This window comes from Rhizobium indicum, assembly GCF_005862305.2.
GTDB lineage: Bacteria > Pseudomonadota > Alphaproteobacteria > Rhizobiales > Rhizobiaceae > Rhizobium > Rhizobium indicum.
In genome coordinates this window covers 211,829-232,742 of the sequence record NZ_CP054021.1, presented here as the reverse complement: position 1 = coordinate 232,742, position 20,914 = coordinate 211,829, and the positions used below count along the sequence as shown (strand labels likewise).

At 62.7% G+C, this 20,914-nt stretch carries 17 protein-coding genes; 6 read left to right on the top strand and 11 right to left on the bottom strand.

Annotated elements, in window-relative coordinates; translation table 11 throughout:
- Positions 1–172 precede the first annotated feature (172 nt).
- Positions 173–646, top strand: coding sequence for a (2Fe-2S)-binding protein (locus FFM53_RS01090; protein ID WP_138330041.1), 474 nt, complete (start codon positions 173–175; stop codon positions 644–646).
- Positions 647–658: 12 nt separating this feature from the next.
- Entirely contained in the window at positions 659–2,905 is a 2,247-nt protein-coding gene (locus FFM53_RS01085) for a xanthine dehydrogenase family protein molybdopterin-binding subunit (protein WP_138389139.1), read from the top strand.
- Between the two features lie 241 nt (positions 2,906–3,146).
- On the opposite strand, the gene FFM53_RS01080 is transcribed toward FFM53_RS01085, so the two are convergent.
- The gene (locus FFM53_RS01080) at positions 3,147–4,040 is read right to left on the bottom strand and encodes a LysR family transcriptional regulator (RefSeq protein WP_138389138.1); all 894 of its coding nucleotides are present in this window, start codon (positions 4,038–4,040) and stop codon (positions 3,147–3,149) included.
- 109 nt (positions 4,041–4,149) lie between these two features.
- Between FFM53_RS01080 and FFM53_RS01075 the strand changes: the two genes are divergently transcribed.
- Together FFM53_RS01075 and FFM53_RS01070 are read left to right on the top strand one after the other, a co-directional pair.
- Complete coding sequence (locus tag FFM53_RS01075; RefSeq protein ID WP_138329397.1) at positions 4,150–5,322, top strand: NADH-dependent flavin oxidoreductase; 1,173 nt, start codon at positions 4,150–4,152, stop codon at positions 5,320–5,322.
- A gap of 36 nt (positions 5,323–5,358) precedes the next feature.
- Positions 5,359–6,204 (top strand): SDR family oxidoreductase, encoded by an 846-nt coding sequence (locus FFM53_RS01070; protein ID WP_138389137.1) that lies wholly within the window; start codon positions 5,359–5,361, stop codon positions 6,202–6,204.
- Between the two features lie 19 nt (positions 6,205–6,223).
- Here the strand turns inward: FFM53_RS01070 and FFM53_RS01065 are convergent, their stop codons facing one another.
- From FFM53_RS01065 to FFM53_RS01045, 5 genes are all read right to left on the bottom strand, one after another.
- Positions 6,224–6,658: a GNAT family N-acetyltransferase gene (locus tag FFM53_RS01065; protein WP_138329395.1), complete on the bottom strand. Its 435-nt coding sequence runs from the start codon at positions 6,656–6,658 to the stop codon at positions 6,224–6,226.
- Between the two features lie 65 nt (positions 6,659–6,723).
- Positions 6,724–8,694, bottom strand: coding sequence for a DEAD/DEAH box helicase (locus FFM53_RS01060; protein WP_138389136.1), 1,971 nt, complete (start codon positions 8,692–8,694; stop codon positions 6,724–6,726).
- Between the two features lie 99 nt (positions 8,695–8,793).
- A complete protein-coding gene (locus FFM53_RS01055; protein WP_138389135.1) occupies positions 8,794–10,650 on the bottom strand; it encodes a CHASE2 domain-containing protein in 1,857 nt (618 codons plus the stop codon).
- Between the two features lie 5 nt (positions 10,651–10,655).
- Positions 10,656–11,174 carry a FecR domain-containing protein gene (locus FFM53_RS01050; RefSeq protein ID WP_138329392.1) on the bottom strand — a complete coding sequence of 173 codons (519 nt, stop codon included), beginning with the start codon at positions 11,172–11,174 and terminating at the stop codon, positions 10,656–10,658.
- Between the two features lie 152 nt (positions 11,175–11,326).
- Positions 11,327–12,472, bottom strand: coding sequence for a citrate synthase (locus FFM53_RS01045; RefSeq protein WP_138329391.1), 1,146 nt, complete (start codon positions 12,470–12,472; stop codon positions 11,327–11,329).
- Between the two features lie 83 nt (positions 12,473–12,555).
- Between FFM53_RS01045 and FFM53_RS01040 the strand changes: the two genes are divergently transcribed.
- The gene (locus tag FFM53_RS01040) at positions 12,556–13,644 is read left to right on the top strand and encodes a citrate synthase/methylcitrate synthase (RefSeq protein WP_138329390.1); all 1,089 of its coding nucleotides are present in this window, start codon (positions 12,556–12,558) and stop codon (positions 13,642–13,644) included.
- Between the two features lie 37 nt (positions 13,645–13,681).
- On the opposite strand, the gene FFM53_RS01035 is transcribed toward FFM53_RS01040, so the two are convergent.
- The 5 genes from FFM53_RS01035 to FFM53_RS01015 form a co-directional block, all read right to left on the bottom strand.
- Positions 13,682–14,152 carry an SRPBCC family protein gene (locus FFM53_RS01035; protein WP_138329389.1) on the bottom strand — a complete coding sequence of 157 codons (471 nt, stop codon included), beginning with the start codon at positions 14,150–14,152 and terminating at the stop codon, positions 13,682–13,684.
- A gap of 71 nt (positions 14,153–14,223) precedes the next feature.
- Positions 14,224–15,852 (bottom strand): CTP synthase, encoded by a 1,629-nt coding sequence (gene pyrG / locus FFM53_RS01030; protein WP_012757532.1) that lies wholly within the window; start codon positions 15,850–15,852, stop codon positions 14,224–14,226.
- 143 nt (positions 15,853–15,995) lie between these two features.
- Positions 15,996–16,511, bottom strand: a complete 516-nt coding sequence (secG, locus tag FFM53_RS01025; RefSeq protein WP_138329388.1) for a preprotein translocase subunit SecG — start codon at positions 16,509–16,511, stop codon at positions 15,996–15,998.
- Between the two features lie 119 nt (positions 16,512–16,630).
- Positions 16,631–17,401: a triose-phosphate isomerase gene (gene tpiA, locus FFM53_RS01020; RefSeq protein WP_138389134.1), complete on the bottom strand. Its 771-nt coding sequence runs from the start codon at positions 17,399–17,401 to the stop codon at positions 16,631–16,633.
- Positions 17,402–17,588: 187 nt separating this feature from the next.
- Positions 17,589–18,488, bottom strand: coding sequence for an alpha/beta hydrolase (locus tag FFM53_RS01015; protein WP_138329386.1), 900 nt, complete (start codon positions 18,486–18,488; stop codon positions 17,589–17,591).
- Positions 18,489–18,707: 219 nt separating this feature from the next.
- On the opposite strand from FFM53_RS01015, the gene parE reads away from it, so the two are divergent.
- Positions 18,708–20,810 carry a DNA topoisomerase IV subunit B gene (gene parE, locus FFM53_RS01010; RefSeq protein WP_138329385.1) on the top strand — a complete coding sequence of 701 codons (2,103 nt, stop codon included), beginning with the start codon at positions 18,708–18,710 and terminating at the stop codon, positions 20,808–20,810.
- Positions 20,811–20,914: the final 104 nt, after the last annotated feature.

The window sequence follows — 20,914 nt, the reverse complement described above, 5'->3', positions numbered from 1 at the left end:
TGCCAACTAATTTGGCGCCGCCGGACGAGCTAACGTTGCCGCGGAGAGCAGGCTCTTGGTCGACGGCGTCTCATCATCCTGGAGGTTGCTGGCGGCACTCCCGTCGCCGTCGCTCTCCTTAGAGATCGGCAACGAGCACATACATTATGAAACATCGGAGAACCGACCAGTCATGATCACACTGAATATCAACGGTAATCAGCACGAGGTCGATGCCGACCCGGAGACACCCATCCTTTGGGTCCTGCGCGACACGCTCGGCATGACCGGGACCAAGTTCGGCTGCGGCGCCGCGCTTTGCGGCGCGTGCACGATACATCTGGATGGTGAGGCCGTCCGTTCCTGCAGCACCCCTCTTTCCGCTGCCGAGGGCCTGAATATCACCACCATTGAAAAAGCGACCGACGGCAGCGACCGCGTCGGCGCCGCTGTAAGCGCAGCTTGGGTCAAGCACGATGTAGCGCAGTGCGGTTATTGTCAGAGCGGTCAGATCATGAGCGCCACGGCGTTCCTGGCATCCCTGCCCTCCGGCTCGCAGCCGACCGCCTCGGAGATAGATACGGCAATGGAAGGCAATATTTGTCGTTGCGGAACTTATACCCGTATCCGCGCCGCCATAGCCGATGCTGCCAGCAATCTTGTCTGAAGGAGACGCCATATGTTGCCGAACATGGATTATAGCGAATTACCGCGTGCGCTGCAGCACATGCTGGAACGAGGCCGTTCAACATCGGTCCAGGCGTTGCCACGCCGCAGCTTTCTAAAGCTGACGGGGACCCTCGGTTTGGCTGTCGGCATTTTCCCCCATCTGGCCGCCGCCCAGTCCACCGACGCGGGTGAGGCGCCCATCGCTCTGAAGCCGACCGAGCAGCCTTCCGCATTTGTTCAAATTGCGCCAAATGGCGAGGTTATGGTCACAATCAACCGCCTGGAGTTCGGTCAAGGCGTCCAAACGGCATTGCCGATGATCCTTGCCGAAGAACTCGACGCGGACTGGAATTTAGTACGCAGCCAGCTCGGCACCAATGACATGGCTTATGTTGATCCGCTCTTCGGCATGCACCTTACCGGCGGTTCGAACACCATCAAGAACAGCTTTACGCAGTATCGCGAGCTGGGTGCCCGCGTCCGCGCCATGCTACTTGCGGCCGCGGCGGACCGCTGGAACGTCGATGTTTCCGCGCTGAGAACCGAGGCCGGAGTGGTTCTGGCTCCCGATGGCCGCAAGCTCGGTTATGGAGAACTTTCCGAAGCGGCCATGGCCCTGCCCGTGCCTCAGAAAATAGCGTTGAAGGACCCGAAGGATTTCCGCATCATCGGCCAGCCCACCCAGCGTCTGGACGCACAAGCCAAGAGCAGCGGCCAACAGAGTTTTGGCATCGACTTCAAGCTGCCGGGACAATTGACAGCCGTGGTGGCTCGCCCTCCGGTCTTCGGAGCCAAGATAGCCTCCCTGGACGACAGCGCAGCACGTTCAGTAAAGGGCGTGAAAGCTGTTTTGCGTGTACCGCTGGATCGCGGTGCTGAGGGTGTGGCCGTGGTGGCCGACGGATATTGGCAGGCGTCTCAGGGTCGCAACGCCCTTAAGGTGGAGTGGGACACATCGGCTGTCGAAAAGGTCGATAGTGAAAAGCAACTTGCCCAGTTTCGCGAGATCGCCAATCGCCCCGGCCCGCGCCAGTTCGATGCCGACATGGCGCCATTGGAAGCCGCACCCTTGAGTCTGGAAGCCGAGTTTGTGTTCCCGTATCTCGCCCACGCGGCGATGGAACCGCTGAACTGTACGGTTCGGCTTTCCGACGATCGTGCCGAGATCTGGATGGGGAGCCAAAGTGCAGGGCTCGATGCCGGCGTTGCAGCAAACGTGCTCGGCCTCAAGCCGGAACAGGTCGTGGTGAACGTGCAAACATCGGGTGGTGGCTTCGGCCGGCGCTTTTCCAGCAGCAGCGACACGGCAATGGAGGCCTGCCAGATAGCCAAAGCCGCCAGGGCGGCGGGGCTGAACGCGCCAGTGCGAACGCTCTGGAGCCGCGAGGACGATATGAGGGGCGGCTACTACCGTCCAACGCATCTTCACCGCGCTCGCATCGGCTTCGACAAAGAGGGCAATGTGCTGGCCTGGGACCACACCATCGTCGGCCAGTCCATACTGACGGGAACCGTGTTCGAGAAGTTCCAGGTGAAGGACGGCATCGATGCCGCCACGACCGAGGGGATGCGAAGCCCCTATCCGCTTCCCATGCGCCTGACAGTGCATCATCCTGTTGCCAACGTGCCGGTTCTGTGGTGGCGCAGCGTTGGCTCCACCCATACGGCTTTCGTGATGGAGACCTTGCTTGACGATATAGCGCGAGCCACCGACCAAGACCCGGTCGCATATCGCATGAAGATGTTTGGCAACGAGCATCCTCGTCATCGCGATGCACTGCAGCTCGCCGTAGACAAGAGCGGTTACGGCAGTAGGGCATTGGCAGAAGGCCGGGCCTGGGGTGTGGCCGTGCACGAATCCTTTTCATCCGTGGTGGCCTACGTGGTGGAAGCCTCCGTAGTCGACGGGCAGCCTAAGCTGCATCGGGTTACGGCGGGGGTGCACTGTAATCTGGCCGTCAACCCTCGGACCGTGGAAGCGCAGGTCCAGGGCGCGGCGATCATGGGCTTGTCGACATGCCTTGCCGGCTCAGAAATCACGCTCAAGGACGGTGTTGTGGAGCAAGGCAACTTCAGCGAATTCACCGTGGCAAGGATCACGGATGTGCCGGAGTTCGACGTCAACATCGTACCAAGCGCGGATGCGCCGACAGGCATGGGCGAACCCGGCCTGCCGCCTTTGGCGCCGGCATTTGCCAATGCCATCTCGCGCTTGACGGGCAAGCCAGTCCGACAGATGCCTTTCAACCTCGCTTAGAACCTGGCTCGGACGAGAGCCTGCCCCGGTCCTGTGTGCCGCTGAATGCAGCGGGCCGCACAGGGCCGCGATGTTCCTGTTGCGTGGCGTCTTGACAATAATGGCGCTATGACTGCGGTCAGCGATGACAGCGCGGCTCAGCAATCAGGGCAGGCAGGACCTCACATCTATCGGCAATCGCGCAATTGAGATCAGTCCCCAACCCATCGCGACCATCTTCCGGACAGCCCTGGCAGGAGCGTCAGCCTTTGAAACGAAGCGCCTCGACGAGGAGCGCAAACGCGGCCGTATGCTGACGTCTGCTTGGGTAATACAGGTGATAGCCAGGGAACGGCTGACACCAATCGTCGAGGACTCGGATCAGTCGCCCGTCTGCAATGTATTGTGAAACCTGACTTTCGAAAGTGTAGGCAAGCCCGAGCCCATCCAAAGCAGCGGCTTCCAGCATCAAACTATCGTTGATGATGAGCGGCCCGTTCATTCTGACCACAAGCTCCTCGCTGTCGCGCTCGAACTCCCAGGCATACAATCCACCTCCTGTGGTTTGCCGGTAGCTAATACCCCGGTGGTCGCCGAGATCGCGGGGCGTCATCGGGATTGTGCGGTTCTGGAAGTAGGACGGCGATCCCACGACCGCCATGCGAAGGTCAGGGCCGATTCTGACGGCAACCATGTCTTTTTGAACCTGTTCTCCAATGCGAATACCGGCGTCGAACCGGCCGGCCACGATATCCGTCAGGCCCTCGTCAAGAGTGACCTCCATTTCAATATCCGGGTATTCCGCCAAGAATGTTGTCATGACAGGCCAAAGCACGCTCATGGCGGCATATCGAAACGTCGTGATGCGGATAGTGCCCGCCGGCTTGTCACGAAGTGCGCTGACGGCTGCGATCTCGCTTTCGATGTGTTCGAAGGCAGGGCGGAGGCTCCGAAGCATACGCTCTCCGGCATCGGTCAGCGACAAGCTTCGCGTGGTGCGTGAGATTAGCCGCACCCCCAGCCTCTGCTCCAGCATCCTGACTGAGTAACTGACGGCAGACTGGGAAAGTCCCAGCTTGGCGGAGGCTCGCGTGAAACTTCCGGCTTCGGCGACGGCGATGAAGGCTGCAAGCTCGCTGAAATCACCGTGCCTCATTTATCTCTCTCATTTCTAACTTCATGCAGATTATACCAACTAATCAAAGTTTGTCTTCATTGCTACCTGTCATTTCACAAACCGCTTGAACGGCATGCAAGAGAGACGAATGATGATGGAAGCCACCCCCGCACTATTTGAACCCTTCGTTTTCGCCAATGGGATCACGCTTCGAAACCGGGTCGTCATGGCTCCGATGACGACGTGGTCAGCCAATGACGACGGAACAGTCTCGGATGAGGAAGTGTCCTACTATCGACGCAGGGTGAACGGCGTTGGCCTCGTTCTAACGGGTTGCACGCATGTCTTGCCCAATGGCATCGGGTTCACGGGCGAATTCGCTTCTTATGATGACAGCTTCACACCAAGCCTCCGGCGTCTGGCCGAGGCGGCCAAAAGCGGCGGTGCGCCAGCGATTCTTCAAATTTTTCACGCCGGCAGCAAGGCCGTGCCGGCGCTTATCCCGGACGGAGACGTTGTCAGCGCCAGCTCGCTGCAAGTTTCAGCCGGTCCTTTCAATCCAGGCGGCGGCACGACGCGCGCACTGAGCCACGACGAAATCCTTGATGTGATTTCTGCTTTCGGCGAAGCAACCCGCCGCGCTATCGAAGCCGGCTTCGATGGGGTCGAACTGCATGCGGCCCACGGCTTCCTGATCCAGAACTTTTACTCGCCGCTCCACAATTATCGCGACGACGAATGGGGAGGCACGCCGGAAAACCGGATGCGGTTTCCGCTCGCCGTGATCCGCAACGTGAGGCGGGTGATAGGCACACACGCGACGCGCCCGTTTCTTCTGGGATACCGGGTCTCGCCCGAAGAACCTGAAGAAGGCGGCCTTCGTATTGAAGACACCTACGAACTCATCGAGCATCTGATCGACGGCGGCGTCGACTACATCCATGCTTCGCTGACGAACGTACTCGAGGCCCAACCACTCGAAGCCATCGCCGATCGTCCTATCGCTGAACTGATCGCCGCCAGGGTAGCAGGGCGCGTTCCGGTTATCGCCGCTGGCCAGATCAAGTCACCCCGACAGGCGGAAAGCGCCCTTCATCTGGGCCTTTCGCTTGTGGCTGTCGGCCAAGGGCTGGTGATAAACCCAGAGTGGGTCGAACTTTCACGCAGTGGCAATGAGAAGCTGATCGAGAACCAGATCAGGACCACGACAATCCCGGAAATTGCCCTTCCAGCCAAACTCTGGGGCGTCATCGAGGCGGCCACCGGCTGGTTCAACATCAACGATGATCACGAAGCGCAGCGGCAGAAGGCCACCGCATAGAGCATCGGCACCCAATCTCGCATGAAGGAAAATTCGATGAGTAAGGTTTGGTTGATCACAGGAGCCGGGCGCGGCATGGGCCTGGATTTCGCAAAGGCGGTTCTGGCTGCTGACGACAAACTCGTTGCAACCGGCCGCAATCCGGAGCGCGTTGCCAAGGCGATCGGCCAGTCGGAAAATCTGCTCGTCGTCACGTTGGATGTAACCAAGCCGACCGACGCCGACTCTGCCGTCAAGGCCGCACTCGAACGCTTTGGTCGCATCGACGTATTGGTCAACAATGCCGCAAACTTCTACTCAGGCTATTTTGAGGAGCTGACGCCGCCTCAGATCAATCTGCAACTGGCTAGTAGTCTCCTCGGCCCCATGAGCGTCACCCGCGCCGTCCTGCCGGTGATGCGCCGGCAGGGGTCCGGCAAGATCATCTCGATCTCATCGACGGCCAGCCTGCTTGGCTTTGAGTTTTGCAGCGCTTACTCTGCCGCGAAGTTTGCCCTCGATGGTTGGATGGAATCGCTGCAACCCGAAGTGGCGCCGTTTGGGATCGAAACGATGATCGTCAATCCGGGCTTCTTCCGCACGGAATTGCTGACTGACGAATCAACCCAATATGCTCCGTCATCTGTCAGCGACTACGACGAAAGACGCTCCCAACACCTGGCATTCTGGAAATCCGCCAGCGGCCAGCAGAGCGGCGATCCCGCAAAACTCGCCCAAGCGCTGATCACCCTGGTCAACCATCCGGAGCTACCTCGCCGGTTCATCGCCGGAGCCGATGCTGTTGGCATGGTGGAACAGAAAATCGCGCTGTTGCAGCAACAGATCGATGCCTACCGGGACCTTTCAAGTTCGCTTGCCTTTGACGTGAAATCCCAGGCCTGAAACGACGCTTTGCAGATGCTCAGTAATTCTTCATCGCAAGATGTGGTATCCCGCCGTCAAGAAATTCCGCGCCATAGGCGACGAAGCCGAAACGCTCGTAGAGCGGCAGCTTGTCCGCCTGTGCTGTGAGATAGAATCGGTTGTCGCGGGCAGCGCGATGCAGGTCTATCGCTGGCCCGATCATTGCGGCTGCAATGCCTTGGCCGCGCCATTGGCCGGCAACCGCAACCCGGCCGATCTTCACATCTTCCTCGGCATAAATCACCCGCAGGGTGCCGGAGACTTCGCCCGCCGTGACGGCGACAAGATGATGGGCGTTGAGATCGTCGGCATCGAATTCCTCGGCTTCGGGAACCTTCTGCTCATGGACGAAAATAGCGCGCCGCAGCCGGAAGGCCTCATTGCAGAGCGTACTGAAAACCGGGACGCTGAGGATCGCCGTTTCCATCACCATCCTTGCCTCCCTCAGGGATACGGCCCAAAGCCCTCCGCTGGACCAGCGAAGGGCTGCCGGTAAAATCAGCCGGGCTTCTTCTTTGAAAACTTATTCTTCGGTGCGGCGCCGCCCTTGCCCTCATATTTGGGGCCTTCGGACCTAGCACCTTCGAATTTCGGCTTGTCGAATTTCGGCTTGTCGGACTTCGGGCCATCGAAAGGGGGTTTGCCCGGCTTCTTGCTCCAGGGCTTGCTATCCCGTTTGTCCCCGCCGCTATTGTCGGCCGCGGCATATCCGCCGCCCGGACCCTTGCCGAACTTGTTCTTCGGCCGCTCGCTGCGGAACGAATCATCGGGCCGCTCGTCGCGAGATGGCTTGCCGGCATAAGGCTTCGGCGCAGGCGCCCGGCTGAAATCCGGCGTGCCGGAAAGCTTGGTCACACGGATGCCGCGTTCGAGCGCCTTGTTCGGTCCGATCGCCGCCAGGAAGCTTTCGGCACTCGCCGCGGCGATCTCCACGAAAGTTTCCTCGGGCTGCATCTTGATCGCGCCGATCTCGCGCTTCGTCACATTGCCGTTGCGGCAGAGCATCGGGATCAGCCAGCGCGGCTCGGCATTCTGCTTGCGCCCGACCGAGACGGAAAACCAGACGCTGGCGCCGAAATCTTCGCGCGGTCCCTTCTGCGCCGGCTCGTAGGGCTCGGCATTGTCGCGGCGCTTGCGGCTGCGGTCGTCCTGCACGGTGACCTCGATCAGATCCTCCGGCGCCGAATGATTGGTGCGGTAAAGACGTAAGAAAGCGGCGGCAAGCTTTTCGGCGCCGTGGCTGGCGAGAAGCTGCTGTACCAGCCCCTGCTCTTCCTCCTGCGGCGTTTCGTTGAAGATCGGATCGGCGAGCAGCCGCTCGTCGTCGCGCTCGCTTACTTCCTCGGCCGAAGGCGGTCGCGCCCAGGCAGCCGAAATTCCGGCATTCTCAAGCAGGCGCTCTGCCTTGCGCCGTGCATTCAGTGGCACGATCATGGCGCTGATGCCCTTGCGTCCGGCCCGGCCGGTTCGGCCGCTGCGGTGCAGCAGCGTGTCCGGATTGGTCGGCAGGTCGGCATGGATGACGAGATCGAGCCCCGGCAGGTCGATGCCGCGGGCGGCAACGTCGGTCGCGATGCAGACACGGGCGCGCCCGTCGCGCATCGCCTGTAGCGCGTGGGTGCGCTCGTTCTGCGTCAGCTCGCCGGAAAGCGCCACGACGGCGAAATTGCGGTTGTTGAAGCGTGCGGTCAGATGATTGACGGCCGCGCGCGTCGAGCAGAAGACGATGGCATTGGTCGCCTCGTAATAGCGCAGCACGTTGATGATCGCATTCTCGCGGTCGCTCGGGGCGACCATCAGTGCGCGATATTCGATGTCGATATGCTGCTTTTCCTCGGCCGCGGTGCTGATGCGCACGGCATCGCGCTGGTAGCTCTTGGCAAGCTTGGCAATCGCCGCCGGCACCGTTGCCGAAAACATCAGCGTCCGGCGTTCGTCCGGCGCCGCATCGAGGATGAATTCGAGGTCCTCGCGGAAGCCGAGATCGAGCATCTCGTCGGCCTCGTCGAGTACGGCGGCCTTCAGTTCCGACATGTCGAGCGCCCTGCGGCGGATATGGTCGCAAAGCCGGCCGGGCGTGCCGACGACGATATGGGCGCCGCGTTCGAGCGAACGGCGCTCGCTGCGGATGTCCATGCCGCCGACGCAGCTGACGATCACAGCGCCGGTCATCTCAAAGAGCCATTCGAGCTCGCGCTTCACCTGCAGGGCAAGCTCGCGCGTCGGGGCAATGACGAGTGCGAGCGGCGCGCCGGCATTGCCGAAGCGCTCCCTGCCTTCGAGCAGCGTCGGCGCCAGCGCCAGGCCGAAGGCGACGGTTTTGCCGGAGCCGGTCTGGGCCGAGACCAGCGCGTCGGAAGCGGCAAGCGCCGGATCGAGCATCGCCTTCTGCACCGGGGTGAGTTCGGCGTAACCACGCTTCTGCAACGCCTTGGCGATCGCCGGAACGACGCCGTTAAATTCTGTCATGAGTTCGATCTTTCGGAGCTGTCAGGCGCGTTGCTGCGCCATGGCCGGAGCCAGCCGGCGGGGTATTTGCGCCGTTCCTAGCCGCTCCCGCGGCGATTGTCAAAGCGTGCGGCTACGCCACAGCCAGGCGTCGATGCGGCTTGCCCGGCCGCGCAGCGCCGTTTCCAACGGTCCCTCCATCCGGCCGGACTGCGTGAGCACGCTATCGGGACCGGCGGCGCGGACGATTTCGGCGCTCAGCGCCAGCTCGACGCCGTGGCGGGCGGCCACCTCCATCAGCCGGCTGCCGACATTGATGGTATCGCCTGCCGCCGTGATCTGCTGCCGGTCGCCGGTGCCCAACCGCGAGGCGACGATCGGGCCGCAATGGGCGCCGACCTTGAAGCCAATCTTCTTCTGGGCAAAGCCCGCATGCGCTTGAAGCCAGGCCCTTGTGCGCTCGCAGAGTCTGACCGCGCACGCAGCGGCGCGGGCGGCGTCGTCATCGGCAGGCTCCGGCAGGCCAAACAGGATCATCGCCCCGTCTCCCATGAAGCTGGTGATGGCGCCACCATGGGCGCGCGCCTCCTCGTCGACCAGTTCGAAGAAGCCGCTCAGCATCTCGCTCACCGCCACCGGCCCGACATTTTCGCTGAGGCCCGTGAAGCCCGAGAGATCGATGAAGATGACGGCGGCGTTCTGGCGCACCGGCGCGGCAAGGAAATTCGGATCGCGCGCCAGCCACTCGCCGAGCCCGGGCGCCTCGATGCGCTGCAGGAGCGCGCTCTGCTCGGCGAAATGACGGGCGCGGCCGCGGTCAAGCCAAAGTTCGGCCGCGCCATAAGCCAGCGCCGGCGGCAGCGCTGCGGCGATCGGCAGCGCCGCACTCAGCCAGTAGCCATGTGCGAAGGCCGACAGATTGAGCATCGCCCAGACGATCAGCGTCAGCACGATGATGACATAGCCTGCCGCACTCCGGCGCCAGGCGACCAGCGACACGAGCACGATCGGCAGTCCGATGGCGGTGGCGGCATCGATCAGCCGCATCCTTCGGTCGCGCACCATGCCGTCACCGGTAACAAGATGGGTGATCGCCGTCGACATCACCTCGACGCCGGGCATGACGGGATCGAACGGCGTCGGGAAGACGTCGCCGCCGCCGGTGACAGTCGAACCGATGACGACGATGCGGCCTGCGACCGCATCCGGCGAAAGCTTGCCATCCAGCGCATCGGCGGCGCTGAAGGTGGCTATGCTGCCGTGCCCGCCATAGAAGGTCACCGGCAGACGCTGGCCGATATCTGTGGGAATACGCAGCTTTCCGAGCATGATAGCGTCGCGTTCGATGGTGGGATCGACGCCGAGCGCCACCGACGCGGCACGCAGCGGAAAAGCCGGATCCAGCCGGTCTGCGGCACGCGAGATCAGCGGGATGAAGCGCGGCGTGCCGGTCTGGTCGGTCGCGACATTGACGATGCCGACCGCGGCGGCCTCGGCAAAGCGGGAAAGCGGCAACAGCAGCTGGTTTGCCTCCGGGATGGCGGCAAGCGGATCCCCGGCCACATCGGTGACCCGCTGGCGGCTTTGCGCAAAAGTGGCCGCGGCCGCAATCACGCTTGGCCCCTGGCGAAGGGCGGCAGTCAGCGCCGCATCACCTGCCTCCGGCCCCGGATCGACGAGCAGAATGTCGATCGCCAGAGCCTTCGGCTTCAACGCGGTGATCGCGTTGGCGAGGCGCGCAAGTGTCGCCCGATCGAGCGGATAGCCGTGTGCCTTAGCGGTACGGTCGTCGATCGCGACGATCGAGACGACGGGAGGCGGTGTCTTCGCCCCGACGATGGCACTGCGGATATCGGCAAGCGAGGCCTCCATCCGGTCGAGAAGGCCACTTCCGGCATGGAGATTGACATAGCCGAGCGCAGCCCCCCAAAGACCGGCGAGCAGCAGCGCGATCACGGTCAGCAGGCGATGGTTCATGGGACTTATTGGCCGAGACGGGCAAGAAGGGCAGCGGCGCGCGGCGCCGGCCAGCGACGCACGACGAGGGGTTCGGTTCCGGCGGTAACGTCGACGCCCTCGCCCGGCGACAGCACCACCGGCTCGCCGGACGGCCGGCGGACCGCGACGCTGCCTCTGACGACCAGCACCGAGGTCTGGCCGCCTGCGACATCGACAGCCCATTGGGTGCCGCGCACGGCCGCGATCGCCTGCGGTGTCACGACCTGGAAACCACCGGCGTGCTGGGCATTATCGACATCGACGAGAATGGCCTTGCGGCGCAGCGATGCCGAATCGGGGCTGCCGTCACGGTTGCGGTCGACGAGGCTGTAGGCCGCGCCGGCCTCCGCCGTCACCGTGACGCCGCCGGGACAACTGAGCACCTGGCGGGCGCCGGCATCACGCGATACCGTGCAGCCGGCAGACTGCGCAAAGGCCGCCCCATGCGGAATGAGGCCGGCAGCGAGTGCGGCGGCAAGCAGGCTGCGAAACGTCGTATTCATGGAAAGTCCCCTTGACCGTGCGGAACAGCTCTTTTGGAAAGCGCCCGCCAACCGTCTTCTTCCCAACCGTCTTCTAATATGAAGCATGATAGCCGAATTCAAATATTTCCCTAGACCAAAAAAGCAAATCATCGCAATCGCCGGCGGAATTATTACGTTCTATTATCCGTTTCAGGCGCCGGTCCGGTATAACGCGCCCGCGGCCGGATCAATTCGCCGCTGTGGATCTGTTCCATTGCATGGGCAAGCCAACCGACTGAACGGGCAAGCGAGAAAATGATGATCGGCGCCTCCCTTGGGAGATCGAAGGCGGCGGCCATTGCGGCAAGCGCAAAATCGACGTTGACCTTCTCGCCGACCATCTCCTCGCCCACTTCCCGGACTTCGGCAAACTGCGGCGGCAGAGGGAAGTGCGACAGCAGCGCCAAGGCTCTGACATCGCCATCGGGATAGAGCGGATGGCCGAAGGCCGACAGGCGATTGCCCTGGGCAAGCGTACGGCAAATCGCCTGCTCCGCCCCAAGCGCGGAAGCGGTCTCGATCAAGGCGTCGACGCCTTGCCAGGCGGCACCATGCAGCGGCCCTGTCAGCGTCGCCAGCCCGGACAGCACGGTGGCCGAAAGGGCTGCACCCGCCGATGCCGTGACCCGCGCCGCAAAGGTTGAAGCGTTGAGTTCGTGATCGGCAAGCAGCACCAGCGCGCGGCGTAGACAATCGGCAGCATCCGGCCGCTGCCAGCTTGCCGCAAGCCGCAAATGCAGCGGCTGGTCGAAAGGCCCAGGCGCCAGCGCATTGGCGACCGTGTAGAGAACCCCGCTTGCTTCACGGCGAAGTGCTGACTGCGAGCGGCCGAGCGACGGCAGATCCGATGTCACCCGCCCTGCCAGCGCCAGGAATGCCGCCTGAAGCGACGGAGAGGCATGTCCGGTCCCGCTGCCGGAGGAGAGTGGCTCCGCGCCGCTCCAGAGCAGTGCCGCCGTCTGCTCCAGCGTCGCGACTTCAGCGAAACCGGCAGCATCCTTTCCGCGATAGAAAAGCCGCCCGCCGATGATGGTGGAGATTGCCGACGACAGAACCGGATCGCCCCAGCGGATCGCCTCGGCGGCGACCGTTTCGGTCTTGCGGCGGCCGGCATGGCGTTCGGCAAGCCGCTGTACGTCGGTGGCCTGGTAGAGGCTGCGGCGCGAGTCGGCGGGATCCGCCTTGGCGCGGATGCGCCCGCGGCTGACATTGGCGTAAAGCGTCTGCGGCTTGGTCTTCAGCGCCTGCAGCGCCTCCTCGGCGGTCAGCCAAGACATCGGAACCTCATATTGATCAATTGCGTCAAGATTGACGTCAATGAAACTAGGTCGGATCATCCGGACCGTAAAGGAGAAACAACATGAAAAACGGCTTGGAAGATGTCATTGCTGCCGAAACGCAGCTTTCGGATGTCGATGGCGAAGCGGGACGACTGATCATCCGCGGCGTATCGCTGGATCACCTGGTTGCAGACGGCACCTATGAAGGCGTCGCCGCCCTATTGCTCGATGGGCTGATGGAAAAAGGCTTCGACGAAGCGGAATTGCGCGACTGGTTGGCGCAGGCGCGAACGAGGATTTTCGGCCATATCAAGGCCGCCGATACCGCCCTGCTCGCTCTGCCTCCTGTTGATGCGATGCGGGCGCTGATCGCCCGCCTGCCCGACGGCGAGGATTTCGATACCGCTCTCAGCCTTCTCGCTGCGCCCGCAGTTTTCCTGCCGGCGATCCTTCGCATGCAAAGCGGCAAAAGAGCGATCGCGCCCAACGCCTCGCTGCCGCAGGCGGCCGATATCCTGCGTATGCTGACCGGAAAATTGCCGACCAGGGAGCAGACAGCGGCACTCGACACCTATCTCGTGACGATTTCGGACCATGGCCTCAATGCCTCGACCTTCGCATCGCGCGTCATTGCCTCGACGCAGGCCGGCCTCACCTCTTCCGTACTCGCGGCGGTGAGCGCGCTGAAAGGGCCGCTGCATGGCGGCGCGCCCGGTCCCGTGCTCGACATGCTGGATGCGATCGGAACGGCGGAGAATGCTTACTCGTGGCTCGGCGAAGCGCTCGACCGCGGCGAAAGGCTGATGGGCTTCGGCCACCGCATCTATCGCGTCCGCGATCCGCGCGCCGATGCGCTGAAGAGCGCGCTGAAGCCGCTGATATCAACCGGACAGGTAAACAGCGCCCGCGGCGCTCTGGCGGAAGCCGTGGAGGTCGCTGCATTGGCGATCCTGAAGGCACGCAAGCCGAACCGGCCGCTCGACGTCAATGTCGAGTTTTATACCGCGCTGCTGCTCGAAGCGCTCGGCTTTCCCCGCGAGGCCTTCACCGGCGTCTTCGCGATCGGCCGCACCGTCGGATGGCTGGCCCATGCCCGCGAACAGGCGCTCGACGGCCGGCTGATCCGTCCACGTTCGGTCTATATCGGGCCGCTGCCCGCCGCTGCCTGAAAGTGAATTCGGCGGCAGCATGTCCTGCCGCCGATCCTCAACCGCCGACGAAAGCAGCCAGCTTGTCGAGCGTCGAGCGGCACCCTTCCTCATTGTCTTCGAGGCGGATCCCGGACGGAATATTGTCACTGACCATCGTCACATTGGTGCCTCCATCCGCAGTCGACAACATCGTGCTGACGGTCATCTCGCCGGAAAAGCCCTCGTCCTCGGAATCGAAGACCGTAGCCCAGACGATGTTTTCATCCGGCACGAGCTTGGCAAAGCGCCCTTCGAACCTGTCCGTCTTGTCGGAGGTCTTGCCCGGTTGCGATGCCTCGTCGTCGGGATAGACGAGCGACATGCTGAAGGCGCCGCCTTCCCTGCCCTCGAAGGCATGGACGATGCCCTTCATCGTATCAGGCGGAAGCCAGGTGGCGACCGCATCGGCATCGAGGAAGGCGCGGTAGATGCGCTCGCGCGGCGCTGCGATGAAGCGTGAGACGGTCGTGCTGCGTGAAGGGGTCATGCCGGCAAGTTAGAGCAGGCATGGATGTTATCCAGATCGCGCCTGAAACAACGCGATCTGGTTTGCATGCATCAGACGAGACGGCTCTGTTCCGTCGCCGCTTCTATGAAGCTGGCAAATAGCGGATGCGGGTCGAGCGGCCGGCTCTTCAGTTCCGGGTGGTACTGCACGCCGATGAACCAGGGATGATCCGGATATTCGATCGTCTCCGGCAGAACGCCGTCCGGCGACATGCCGGAAAAGACCAGGCCGCAGTTTTCGAGCCGATCCTTGTAGTCGATATTGACCTCGTAGCGGTGGCGATGACGCTCGGAAATATCGGTGGAACCGTAGATATCCGAGATCTTCGTGCCCTTCTTCAGCGCCGCCTTGTAGGCGCCGAGGCGCATCGTGCCGCCGAGATCCCCGGCTGCCGTGCGCTTCTGCAACTCGTTGCCCTTGACCCATTCGGTCATCAGGCCCACTACCGGCTCTTTCGTCGGGCCGAATTCGGTCGAGGAGGCACCGGACACGTCGGCGAGATTGCGCGCCGCCTCGATGACCGCCATCTGCATGCCGAAGCAGATCCCGAAATACGGCACCTTGCGCTCGCGGGCAAAGCGGGCAGCGTGGATCTTGCCTTCCGAACCGCGTTCACCGAAGCCGCCGGGCACGAGGATGCCGTGCACCTTTTCCAGATAGGGCGCCGGATCTTCCTTTTCGAAGACCTCGGACTCGATCCATTCGAGGTTGACCTTGACGCGATTGGCGATGCCGCCGTGATGCAGCGCCTCGATCAGCGACTTATAGGCATCCTTGAGGCCGGTATATTTGCCGACGATCGCGATCGTCACCTCGCCCTCCGGCGTGCGGATGCGGTTGCAGACCTCTTCCCACGGGTCGAGCCGCGGCTTCGGCGCCGGCTCGATACCGAAGGCCGCGAGCACTTCGTCGTCGAGGCCTTCCTTGTGGTAGGCGATCGGCACATCGTAGATGTTGGCGACGTCGAGCGCCTGAATGACGGCGGACGGGCGAACGTTGCAGAACAACGAGAGCTTGCGGCGTTCGGCTTCCGGAATTTCCCGGTCGGCGCGCACCAGCAGGATATCGGGATGAATGCCGAGTGCCTGCAGTTCCTTCACCGAATGCTGCGTCGGCTTGGTCTTGAGTTCGCCGGCCGCCGGAATATAGGGCATCAGCGTCAGGTGAACGTAGACGGCGGTACCGCGCGGCAGGTCGTTGCCGAGCTGGCGGATCGCTTCCATGAACGGCATCGCTTCGATGTCGCCGACCGTGCCGCCGATCTCGCAGATGACGAAATCGTAGTCGTCATTGCCCTCGATGACGAAATCCTTGATCTCGTTGGTGACGTGCGGGATGACCTGCACGGTCGCGCCGAGATAGTCGCCGCGCCGTTCCTTGTCGATGATGTTCTTGTAGATGCGGCCGGTGGTGATGTTGTCGGTCTTGGTCGCCGAACGCCCCGTAAAGCGTTCGTAGTGACCGAGATCGAGATCGGTTTCCGCGCCGTCGTCGGTGACGAAGACCTCGCCGTGCTGGGTCGGGCTCATCGTGCCCGGGTCCACGTTCAGATAGGGGTCGAGCTTGCGAAGCCGAACCCGATATCCACGGGCCTGCAGCAACGCTCCGAGAGCCGCGGCCGCAATTCCTTTTCCGAGAGAGGAAACCACGCCGCCAGTGATGAATACGTATCGCGCCATGGGATTCACCGGATACCTTTTCAAAAACGATTCCACCAGCCCAAAAATTCTTTTCCAGAACTTTCGATGCGTGGCGCAGGAATCTGAACAAAAGAAAACCGGCAGACCCGAGGGCCTGCCGGCGGTTTATGTCGAAGACCGGTTTACTGTCCCGTCGGGACGCCGGAGGGCTGAGCCGGTGCCGGCGCGGCCGGAGCTGCGGGCGTTGCCGGAGCAGTCGTTGAAGGCGCGGTGGCCGCCGGGGCCGGAGTGCCAGTTGCCGGCGCCCCAGTCGCTGGAGCGGCGGGAGCCTGCGGTGCGGGTGCTGCCGCGCCGCTGCTCGGAACGCCGTTGCCGGCCGGCGGGGTTGCCGGAGCCTGCGCGCCGCCGAGCGAATCGAGAATACCGTTGCCCTGGCCGCCTGTTGCCGGAATGCGGTCGAGAATGTCGCTCGGACGGCCCTCGTAACGCGTCAGGATGCCGAGGCCGAGCGAGGTCAGGAAAAACAGGGTCGCAAGGATCGCGGTCGTGCGCGTCAGCGCATTGGCCGTGCCGCGGGCCGACATGAAGCCGGAACCGCCGCCGATGCCAAGGCCGCCGCCTTCCGAGCGCTGGATGAGCACGACGCCGACAAGGGCGAGCACGATCATGAGATGGATGACAATCAATACGGTCTGCATGGGTCCAGTCCTGCCCGCCTGGAGACGGACATAAGTAAGAATTCTGGCGGCTCTTTACATGAGGCTTTCATCTATTCCAAGCCCTTCGGCCAGGAATAAACCCAGGAATAAAAAATGCCTCAGGCGAGCAGCGCCTCATAGGCCCGGTAGATGGCGAGGAAGTCGGCCGCTTTCAAGCTCGCTCCGCCGATCAGCGCGCCGTCGACATTGGCAATGCCCATCAGCTCATGGGCATTGGCCGGCTTGACCGAGCCGCCATAGAGAAGACGCATCTTGCGGCCTTCGTCGCCGAAGCGGGCCACGAGCTCTGCCCGCATGAAGGCATGCGCCTTTTCGACATCACCTGTTGTCGGCGTCACGCCGGTGCCGATCGCCCAGATCGGCTCGTAGGCGATGACTGTGCTCTCAGCGGTGGCGCCGTCCGGAACCGAGGCGGAAAGCTGGCGCTTGATGACGTCGAGCGCCTGGCCTGTCCGGCGTTCATCCGCGGTCTCGCCGATGCAGATGATCGCTGTCAGCCCTGCGGCGAAGGCGGCCTCCGCCTTGGCGCGCACTAGATGGTCGGTTTCGGCATGGTCGGTGCGCCGCTCGGAATGGCCGACGATGACATAGGTGCCGAAACAATCGGCAATCATCTCGGCCGAGATGTCACCGGTATGCGCACCGGACGGGTTCTGATGGCAGTCTTGAGCCCCGATCGCCAGCGGGCTGTCGGTGCACAGCGCCGTCGCCACATAGAGCAGCGTCGCCGGCGGGCAGATCAGCGCTTCGAGCTTGTCGGCCAGCGGCGGGCGAACACCCTCGGCGATCGCCTTGATCTGATCCAGGGAGGCACGCATGCCATTCATTTTCCAGTTTCCCGCCACAAGCGGGCGCACGTCAGGGGTCATGCTGGCCTTCCACAATCTGCATATGCCTTGGGCAATATCAAAAGCTTGTGGCAAAGAAAAGCATCATGCCCCTGACGTAAGGGGAATCTCGTCGATCCCGCGCATATTTCTGCCGAAAACCGCCCTTTCGGTATTTTTACGCATGTCGTTATCGCAAAAACCGCCGCACACTTTTGTGCGACATGCTTTAGCCAGCCAGAATCCAGTTCAACACCTTACGCCAGTCGATCATCCGGATCGGCGTCCCGTGATTGCCGGTCTGAAACAGCGTGAAACGCGCCGGATACTTTGCCTTATGCAGGCTTTCGAACAGCGCCTGCTGGTCTGTGGCTGCATAGACCGGGTCGCGGCTGCCATGGGCCAACCAGAGCGGCAGCTTCGCCTTGTAGAAGGCGCTCCTGGTGAAATCGGGATCGGTCACCCCGCTCAGGATCAGCATGCCCTTCAGCCGCTTGACGCTGTCACCATCGCGCGCAATGCCCCAGCAGACCTGGCTGCCCATCGAGGCGCAGGAAAGGATGATCGGCCGGCCGGGCGATTGCGCGCTGGCATAGCGGATGAGGCCGGCGATCGCCGCAACGCCGCTGCTGTCGAAGCTTTTGACCGTCGGCGAATAATAAGCGCCGCCATTGCCGGCGACGAGGTTCTTCAGCCGGTTGAAATTCCCGCCGAAGCTGTAGTCGTTGGCGCCGAGCCGGCGGTCGCCGTCGCGCCCATGGATGAAAATCACCGTAAAGGCGGCATTCCCGGCCGGTCCCACCCTGGTGACATCGAGCTTGATGCCGTCGAGAGACAGCGTCTCGTCCGCTTGCGCCTTGCGGATGCCGAGCGCCACATATTTCTGCTGCACCCGCTTTTGCGGGATCTGGTCGCGGCCGTTGATATCGCGCATCTCGTCATAGTCGATGACCTCGAAGGCGCCGCCGTCGTCTGTCTGCAGCACGGTCTGCTTGGAAAACAGGTCGTCCTTGAAAGGCGGCAAAGCGTCGGCCGCCTCTGCCGGACCAACAGCGGACAGAATGGCCGCGGACAAGAAAAAGGCCGCAATTGCGGTGATGATGGTGCAATGACTTGTGGACATTCGCATTCGGATGGTTCCTGAAGCCTGCCGCCGCTTGCCATTCTGCGCCCGGCAACGCAAATCATTTGGGAAAAGCCCGCGCAAACCGGCGGTGTCGCGTATAGAGGTGCTTTCTGGCAAAATCTGCCTGATTCGCAAACGTGGCATGAAATGCGGTGATTTTGGGTCGGCGGCGGATGCCCGCCCAGGCCAGACCTAAGACAGGATGAAGATCTGAACGGCTCCATGGACGATAGCAACGACCTCTTTTCCGGAATGCCCCTCTCTGAAAAACGCGAGGAGGCGCAGAAGCCTGCGGCGCCCGCCGAACGGCCGCCGGTGACGGCTGCGCCCGCCGCAGCGGCAGCACCCCCGGCTGCCGGAGCCTCTGCACGCCCGGCGCCCGCCGCCTCGAACTCCGATGATTACGGCGCCTCGTCGATCCGCGTCCTCGAAGGCCTCGAGCCGGTGCGCATGCGCCCGGGCATGTATATCGGCGGCACCGATGAAAAGGCGCTGCACCACCTCTTTGCCGAAGTCATCGACAATGCGATGGACGAGGCGGTCGCCGGGCATGCCAATTTCATCGAGGTCTATCTCGACCTCGAGGGTTATCTCACCGTCTCCGACAATGGCCGCGGCATCCCGGTCGAGAACCATCCGCAGGTGCCGGGCAAGTCGACGCTCGAAGTCATCATGACCAAGCTGCATGCCGGCGGTAAATTCGACGGCAAGGCTTACGAAACTTCAGGCGGCCTGCACGGCGTCGGCGTCTCGGTCGTCAACGCGCTTTCCGACGACCTCGAGGTCGAGGTGGCGCGAAACCGCAAACTCTACCGCCAACGCTTCTCCCGCGGCCTGCCGCAGGGCGGTCTCGAAGAGTTGGGCGACGTTCACAACCGCCGCGGCACCCGCGTGCGCTTCCATCCCGACCCCCAGATCTTTGGGGATCACATGAAGTTCGATGCCGCCCGCGTCTTCCGCATGGCGCGCTCGAAAGCCTATCTGTTCGGCGGCGTCGAAATCCGCTGGAGCTGTGAGGCGGGCGTGCTGCCCGAAGGCTCCGAGGTCCCTGACAAGGCCGTCTTCCACTTCCCCGGCGGCCTGAAGGACTATCTCCAGGCGACGATGGGCAAGGAGTTCACCGTCACCCGCGAGATCTTTGCCGGCAAGACGGAGAAGGTGAGCGGCCACGGCTCGATGGAATGGGCGATCACCTGGTATGGCGGCGATCCTCAGGTGCATTCCTATTGCAACACCATCCCGACGACCGAAGGCGGCACGCATGAGGCGGGGCTGCGCATTGCGCTGACCAAGGGCCTGAAGGCCTATGCCGAGCTGACGCAGAACAAGCGCGCCGCGCAGATCACCACCGACGACGTGATGATCTCGGCGGTCGGCATGCTGTCGGTCTTCATTCGCGAGCCGGAATTCGTCGGCCAGACCAAGGACAGGCTTGCGACCGTCGAGGCGCAGCGCATCGTCGAGAACGCGCTCCGCGATCCCTTCGACCATTACCTTGCCGACAATCCGAATGAGTCGGCCAAGCTGCTTGACTGGGTGATCGAGCGCGCCGAGGAGCGCCTGCGCCGCCGGAAGGAAAAGGAAGTCAACCGCAAGAGTGCGGTGCGCAAATTGCGCCTGCCCGGCAAGCTCGCCGATTGCTCGCAGAACACCGCCGAAGGCGCCGAACTCTTCATCGTCGAGGGTGATTCGGCAGGCGGTTCGGCCAAGCAGGCGCGCAACCGCGCCAATCAGGCAATTCTGCCGCTGCGTGGCAAGATCCTCAACGTTGCCAGCGCCGGCCGCGAAAAACTTGGCGCCAACCAGCAGCTCGCCGATCTCGTCCAGGCTCTCGGCTGCGGCACGCGCTCGAAATATCGCGACGAAGACCTGCGCTACGAGCGCATCATCGTCATGACCGATGCCGACGTCGACGGCGCCCATATCGCATCGCTGCTCATCACCTTCTTCTATCAGGAGATGCCGGAGCTGGTGCGCGGCGGCCATCTCTTCCTTGCCGTGCCGCCGCTTTACAAAATCACCCAAGGGGCGAAATCCGCCTATGCCCGCGACGACAATCATCGCGCCGAGCTGATGCAGACGGAGTTTAAGGGCAAGGTCAAGGTCGAGATCAGCCGCTTCAAAGGTCTCGGCGAAATGATGCCCGCCCAGCTCAAGGAAACCACCATGGATCCGTCCAAGCGCACTCTGCTCAAGGTGCTGATCGACGAGGTGGATTTCGAAGGCACGCGCGCCGCCGTCGACGATCTGATGGGCACCAAGCCGGAAGCCCGCTTCCGCTTCATCCAGGACCGTGCGGCTTTCGCTGAAAACCTCGATATCTAGGGTATTAGGTCGAGCGCGCCAAACGGTCGGATAGACACGGGTTCGGCGCGCCGCATTTTAGCATTCACGATTTCACGGAACTGACGAAGAACCGTAACAACTCC